Origin of the sequence: Stenotrophomonas pictorum JCM 9942 (assembly GCF_001310775.1) — a bacterium.
Lineage (GTDB): Bacteria > Pseudomonadota > Gammaproteobacteria > Xanthomonadales > Xanthomonadaceae > Stenotrophomonas > Stenotrophomonas pictorum.
In genome coordinates this window covers 1-5,582 of sequence record NZ_BAZI01000182.1, presented here as the reverse complement: position 1 = coordinate 5,582, position 5,582 = coordinate 1, and the positions used below count along the sequence as shown (strand labels likewise).

At 66.6% G+C, this 5,582-nt stretch carries 7 protein-coding genes and 1 pseudogene; 1 reads left to right on the top strand and 7 read right to left on the bottom strand.

All coding sequences use genetic code 11. The annotated features are described in order from the left end of the window. Both JCM9942_RS10115 and JCM9942_RS10110 read right to left on the bottom strand, forming a co-directional pair. Positions 1 to 298, bottom strand: a 298-nt coding sequence (locus JCM9942_RS10115; RefSeq protein WP_054659431.1) for an acetyl-CoA carboxylase biotin carboxyl carrier protein subunit, incomplete at its 3' end; no start/stop codon positions are given. A 171-nt stretch (positions 299 to 469) separates the two neighbouring features. Further along, positions 470 to 1,042, bottom strand: coding sequence for a DNA-deoxyinosine glycosylase (locus tag JCM9942_RS10110; protein WP_054659433.1), 573 nt, complete (start codon positions 1,040 to 1,042; stop codon positions 470 to 472). A 204-nt stretch (positions 1,043 to 1,246) separates the two neighbouring features. Between JCM9942_RS10110 and JCM9942_RS10105 the strand changes: the two are divergent. Beyond that, a pseudogene (locus JCM9942_RS10105) lies at positions 1,247 to 1,885 on the top strand (OmpW/AlkL family protein). Here JCM9942_RS10105 and JCM9942_RS10100 read toward each other — a convergent pair. The 5 genes from JCM9942_RS10100 to JCM9942_RS10080 all read right to left on the bottom strand — a co-directional run. Further along, positions 1,783 to 2,724: a YiiX/YebB-like N1pC/P60 family cysteine hydrolase gene (locus tag JCM9942_RS10100; protein ID WP_083468498.1), complete on the bottom strand. Its 942-nt coding sequence runs from the start codon at positions 2,722 to 2,724 to the stop codon at positions 1,783 to 1,785. The pseudogene JCM9942_RS10105 and the gene JCM9942_RS10100 sit on opposite strands and share 103 nt — an antisense overlap. Positions 2,725 to 2,806: 82 nt before the next feature. Beyond that, positions 2,807 to 3,334: a CcdC protein domain-containing protein gene (locus JCM9942_RS10095; protein ID WP_256202362.1), complete on the bottom strand. Its 528-nt coding sequence runs from the start codon at positions 3,332 to 3,334 to the stop codon at positions 2,807 to 2,809. Positions 3,335 to 3,460: 126 nt separating this feature from the next. Beyond that, positions 3,461 to 4,255 carry a MetQ/NlpA family ABC transporter substrate-binding protein gene (locus JCM9942_RS10090; RefSeq protein ID WP_054659429.1) on the bottom strand — a complete coding sequence of 265 codons (795 nt, stop codon included), beginning with the start codon at positions 4,253 to 4,255 and terminating at the stop codon, positions 3,461 to 3,463. A gap of 85 nt (positions 4,256 to 4,340) precedes the next feature. Then, positions 4,341 to 5,030 carry a methionine ABC transporter permease gene (locus JCM9942_RS10085; RefSeq protein WP_054659427.1) on the bottom strand — a complete coding sequence of 230 codons (690 nt, stop codon included), beginning with the start codon at positions 5,028 to 5,030 and terminating at the stop codon, positions 4,341 to 4,343. After that, on the bottom strand, positions 5,027 to 5,582 hold a 556-nt coding region (locus JCM9942_RS10080), incomplete at its 5' end, for an NIL domain-containing protein (RefSeq protein WP_304941136.1). The genes JCM9942_RS10080 and JCM9942_RS10085, both read right to left, overlap by 4 nt.

Sequence of the window (5,582 nt, the reverse complement as noted above, 5' to 3'; positions counted from 1 at the left end):
CTTCGACCTTGGCCGGAGCGGCCGCGGCGGCGGCAGCGGCGGGCTTGGCAACCTCTTCGGCCACTTCGATCAGCGCCACGACCTTGCCTTCGGACAGGTTGTCACCGACCTTGACCTTGATTTCCTTGACCACGCCGGCCACCGACGAAGGCACTTCCATCGTCGCCTTGTCCGATTCCAGCGTGACCAGGCCCTGGTCCTTCTTGACGGTGTCGCCCACGGCGACCAGCACTTCGATCACCGGAATGTCGCTGTAGTCACCGATATCGGGGACAAGTGCTTCCTTGATTTCGGCCATGAAACTACTCCAGCAACAGTGAGGGAATCTCCTATTGTGGCGTCAGCGGGGCGTAGCGCCAACCGCCGTAACTGAATTCGCATGCGTATGTCCCCGGACAGCTGCACGCCATGTCAATGGCGACGCCGGGCGTGTCCGATGCGTTGCCCCGTCCGTGGCTTGCCGGCTGTCTCAGCTGTCCTGCCCGGTCATGCCCGCGGGGGCTGGGTTTGCAGGGCGCGCCGGGGCAATCAACCAGGGTTGCAGCTGCTGCCAGCGCTGCAGCAGACGCGGCAGGGACCACGCCGCGTTGGCCGGACTGGTGGACGGCAACGCCAACACCGGCAGTCCAACCGCCAAAGGCGGTAAAGCCGGCTGCACCCAGCGCACGAACGCGGCATGGGCCGCCGCGCCATTGCAGGCGATGGCCTGCAGCTGCGGAAGTTGCGACAGCAGTGCCGGCAGCGGGTTGACCACTTCGCTGCCGCGCACGATGGCCGCGTCCAGGCTGCCGGCACGCTGGCATTGGCCGATCACGTCCCACACCCCCACGCCGGCGCGCTGCAGACACTGCATGCGCCGGGCATAGGCCAGCGAGGCATCGAAGTCGCACAGCGCTGCCATCAGCGGCCAGAAGCGGTTGCGCGGATGGGCGTAGTAGCGCGCCTGCTGCAACGACGCCGCGCCGGGCATCGAGCCCAGCACCAGCACCCGGCACTGCCCGTACACCTGCGCGGGCAGGCCCTGCAACACGGTGGGTGCCATCACATGCACCACAACATCGTGAATGACGCTCGGCGGGAAGGCACGGTTTGCATGGGGTTTGCGCTGGGTTTCATGAACATCGATGCGGACGCCGGATGTCGCGTACGAAGGGATTCATCTTGCCATGGCTAGGGTTCTACCGGCCCCGCAGAAAGGGGCCTGGCAACACCGCAATCCCGAACCAGAAAGTACGAGGAGTCCGCTATGCGTTCCATCAAGATGCTCAGCCTTGCCACCTTCGGCGCACTGGCGCTGTCGGCCCCCGCATTCGCGCAGGACGCGACCGGCGACACCGCTTCCGGCAAACATTTCGCCGTGGTTGGCGGCATCAGCCTGCTGCAGCCGAAGACCGATCCGGCCGATGGCATCGACAAGGTCGATGGCGGCCCGGCCCCGACCCTGAGCGCCAGCTACTACTTCAATGACAACTTCGCCATCGAGCTGTGGGGCGCGGCCGACAAGTTCAATCATCGCGTCCGCGCCGACGGTCTGGGCAAGGTCGGCAGCGTGGAGCAGCAGCCACTGGCGCTGAGCGCGCAGTAGCACTTCGGCGCGGCCGACAACACATTCCGGCCGTTCGCCGGCCTGGGCTACTACGAATCGAACTTCAGCAACGAGAAGATCGATGGCCTGAGCGGCACCGGCAACCACGTCGGCATCGAAACCGCCAAGGGCGCGATCGGCACCGTGGGCGTGGACATGAACATCAATTCGACCTGGTTCGCGCGCGCCGACGCCCGCTACATGCATGCCCGCCCGGATCTGCGCGTGGCCGGCCAGAATGCCGGCGAGCTGAAGCTGGACCCGTGGACCATCGGCATCGGCCTCGGCGCCCGTTTCTGATCGCCATCGATAGCGGTTGAGAAAGGCACGGGCCGTTCGCGGTCCGTGCCTTCGTGTATCGGCACTCCGCCGCCCGGGCGGGGCCGGGCTTCATCACTCCACTGCAGCGCGCGGTAGTCGAAGCCGGCCTGCAGCCGCGGCTTGACCACCTCGAAGAACGGTGACACGTCGAAATCGCGTGGCGTGTACAGGCTGTAGTTGCGGATGTGCAGGATCTCCTGGCGCTGTTCATGGCCACCGGCGCAGCCCAGTACCGACTCGATTTCGGGCAGGATCGGATAGCGGATCGACTCGAACGCCTGTGCCAGCAGGGTCGAACAGATCGCCTTGGTCGGCTCGCCGCTGCCCAGCGCGATCAGCCGCCGCCGCAGGTGTGCAGGCACCGGCGGCTGGCGGATCAGGTAGCGGGCCAGATCGAACACGTTCTTCAGGTCGTAGCTGTAGCCCAGCCGCGCACGCAGGAAGCCGACCAGCTGGTCCACCACCGCCGGCGCCAGTCCGTGCGGGCGACAGATCCGGGTGTGCTGGCGGGCGAACTCGCCGAGTGGAATGCGGCGCACGCCCTGCTCCACGTCCACATCGATCAGCATCGGCTGCGGACGCGCGCCCTCGACCAGCGGCTCCTCGCCGATGTACAGCGCCGCATGCGACCAGGTGGACTGGGTCAGGAACTTGATCGCCGTGGCGAAGCGGCTGTTGCCCTCCACCAGCAACACATCGCCGCGCTGCAGGGTCCGCGCCAGCAGCGCCGGATCACTGGTCGAAGGCCGGGTCTGGTGACGCCGCGGTTGCGCGAGAAAGTGCGCCATCCGGCGCCCCAGCAGATGCAGCAGGCCCATCGACGATCTCCGTGTAACGTGGCGCCAGCTAGCGATGCCGCTGGCGGACCGCCACCGGGCGGGCGCTCAGCGCGGACTGCGGTCAAATCCCCGGTAACGCAGGTGATGGCGCACCTTGCGCCGCAGCAGCGCGGCATACATCAAGGCGTAGCCCAGCAGCACCGCTGCCATCGCCAGCAGTCCGGCATGACTGAGCCAGCCGGACGCCGGCCAGGGCACGCCATTGACCGAGGCCTGCCAGCTGCACCAGCCCGGCCACCAGCCACACTGCGATCATCAACGTTAACAGTGCCACCAGCCAGGTACTGGGGGTATAGAACAGTGCCTGCGGGCCGCTTTCAAAGCGGGTCAGCGCATGACCCAGCACACCGAGCAGCACCCCGGCCAGCCAGCCGATAACGGCGTACAGCCACGCGGCGGGCCACCATGCGCTGGCGATCGTGGCAAACAGCGCGAACCCGAGCGTGGAGGCCAGCGTGGCCCAGAAGTTGAGCGTGACCAGCCACGGCCATGCCTGCCGGCGGGCGCCACCGCTGCGAACACGCTGCCACAGCGACAGCGGCAGCAGCAACAACACGATCGCCACGAACACCAGTACGCCCAGGGGCAACGCGATCAGCAATGGTATGGACGGAAACTCCCCTCAAAGCGCACCCGTGATCGATGCGGTTACCGCGGGTGGAGCACGGCAATCCCCGCACGTGCCCCGCAACATCCAGGGAAATGCAACGCCGGCTCAGAACGCCGGCAGCACCGCGCCTTTGTACTTCTGCTCGATGAAAGCCTTCACTTCCGGACTGTTCAAGGCCCGGGCCAGCTTCTGCACACGGGCATCGTCCTTGTTGTCCGGACGGGCGACCAGGAAATTCACGTACGGCGAATCGCTGCTCTCGATGGCCAGTGCATCCTTGGTCGGATTCAACCCGGCATCGAGTGCGTAGTTGGTGTTGATCAGGGCCAGATCGACCTGGTCGAGCACGCGCGGCAGCATCGCCGAATCCAGCTCGCGGAACTTGAGCTGCCTGGGGTTGGCGACGATATCGCGCTGGGTGGACAGCGCGTTGTTTGGATCCTTGAGTTTGATGACGCCGGCGGTGTCCAGCAGGATCAGCGCGCGGCTGTTGTTGCTAGGGTCATTGGGAATGACCACATCGGCCCCGTTGGGCAGCGCGTCCAGCGAGGTGACGCGGCGCGAATAGGCGCCGAACGGCTCGATATGCACGCCGGTGACGGTGACCAGATCGGTCTTGCGGTCCCGGTTGTAGGCGTCCAGGTAGGGCTCTGTCTGGAAGTAGTTGGCATCGACCTGTTTCTGCACCAGCTGGTCGTTGGGCTGCACGTAATCGTTGAACACGCGCACGTCCAGCGTGACGCCCTGCTTTTCCAGGATCGGCTTGACCACCTGCAGGATCTCGGCGTGCGGCACGGCGGTGGCAGCGACCACCAGCCTGGAATCATCGGCGGCGGGCTTGCCGCAGGCGGCCAGGGCCAGAACGGCGGTGATCAGCGGAAGGACAAGCAGCTTTTTCATGGGGGATGGGTTCCTGGAAAAACGGAAACGGCGAGCGCCCCACCCTAGCAGGTGGCGGCGACGCCATTGTCGATGGATCAGCCGGTCACTTGCGGCTGTAGTGCGTGACCAGACGGTCGCCCAGCATCTGCAGGGCCTGTACCAGCACCAGCAGCAGCACCACGGTGACCAGAGCCACGTCGGTGTGCGAGCGCTGGTAGCCGTCGCGGAAGGCCAGATCGCCCAGACCGCCGGAACCGATCGCGCCGCCCATCGCGGTGAAGCCGATCAGCGCGATGGTGGTGACCGTGGCGCCGGCGATCAGGCCCGGCCGCGCTTCGGGCAGCAGCACCTTGAACACCAGTTGCGCGGTGGTCGCGCCCATCGCCTGGCTGGCTTCGATCACGCCCCGGTCCACTTCGCGCAGTGCGGTTTCCACCAGTCGCGCATAGAACGGCGCGGCGCCCACCACCAGCGGCAGGATCGCCCCGCGTACGCCCAGCGAGGTGCCCATCAGACCAAGCGTGACCGGGATCAGCACGATCATCAGGATGATGAAAGGCACCGAGCGCAGCAGGTTCACCAGCAGTGCCAGCACTCCGTACACCACCGGCTTGCGGTGCAGCTGCGGCGAGCCGGTCAGGAACAGCAGCACGCCCAGCGGAAGACCAATCGCCAGGGTCAGCGGCAGCGAGCCGGCCAGCATCAGCAGGGTGTCGATCGTGGCCTGGCCGATGTCGGCCCATTTGCCGGCATCCAGGTGGCGGAAGAAACCGTCCGCGGTGGCGATGATCATCGGCGCAGCTCCTCCACATGCACGCCCGCGGCAACGAACGCGGCCTGCGCGGCGTCCTCGTCACCGCCCACCAGCGCAACGGTGAGCTGGCCGTACGGGGTGTCCTTGATCCGGTCGATACGCCCGGACAGGATGTTGTAGTCCACCCCGGTCTCGCGGGCGATGCGCCCGAGCAGGGGTTCGTAGGTGTCCTGGCCCAGGAAGGTCAGGCGCATGATGCGGCCGCCCACCGCGGCGAAATCGCGCAGCTGCTCGCCTTCATCCACATGCTCGGATTCGGAAACGAACCGGCGCGTGGTCGGATGCTGGGGATGCAGGAACACCTCGGTCACCGGGCCCAGTTCGACCAGATGCCCGGCATCGAGCACGGCCACGCGGTCGCAGACCCGGCGGATCACGTCCATCTCGTGGGTGATCAGCACGATGGTCAGGCCCAGCTCGCGGTTGATCTTGCCCAGCAGCGCCAGCACCGAGGCGGTGGTCTGCGGGTCCAGCGCGCTGGTGGCCTCGTCGCACAGCAGGATCTGCGGGCGGGTGGCCAGCGCGCGGGCG

What these genes read in the sequence shown, in the direction of transcription:
- JCM9942_RS10100 (WP_083468498.1), bottom strand. Translation starts at nt 2,724, where the DNA reads ATGGGCCTGCTGCATCTGCTGGGGCGCCGGATGGCGCACTTTCTCGCG.
- JCM9942_RS10085 (WP_054659427.1), bottom strand. Translation starts at nt 5,030, where the DNA reads ATGATCATCGCCACCGCGGACGGTTTCTTCCGCCACCTGGATGCCGGC.
- JCM9942_RS10110 (WP_054659433.1), bottom strand. Translation starts at nt 1,042, where the DNA reads ATGGCACCCACCGTGTTGCAGGGCCTGCCCGCGCAGGTGTACGGGCAG.
- JCM9942_RS10090 (WP_054659429.1), bottom strand. Translation starts at nt 4,255, where the DNA reads ATGAAAAAGCTGCTTGTCCTTCCGCTGATCACCGCCGTTCTGGCCCTG.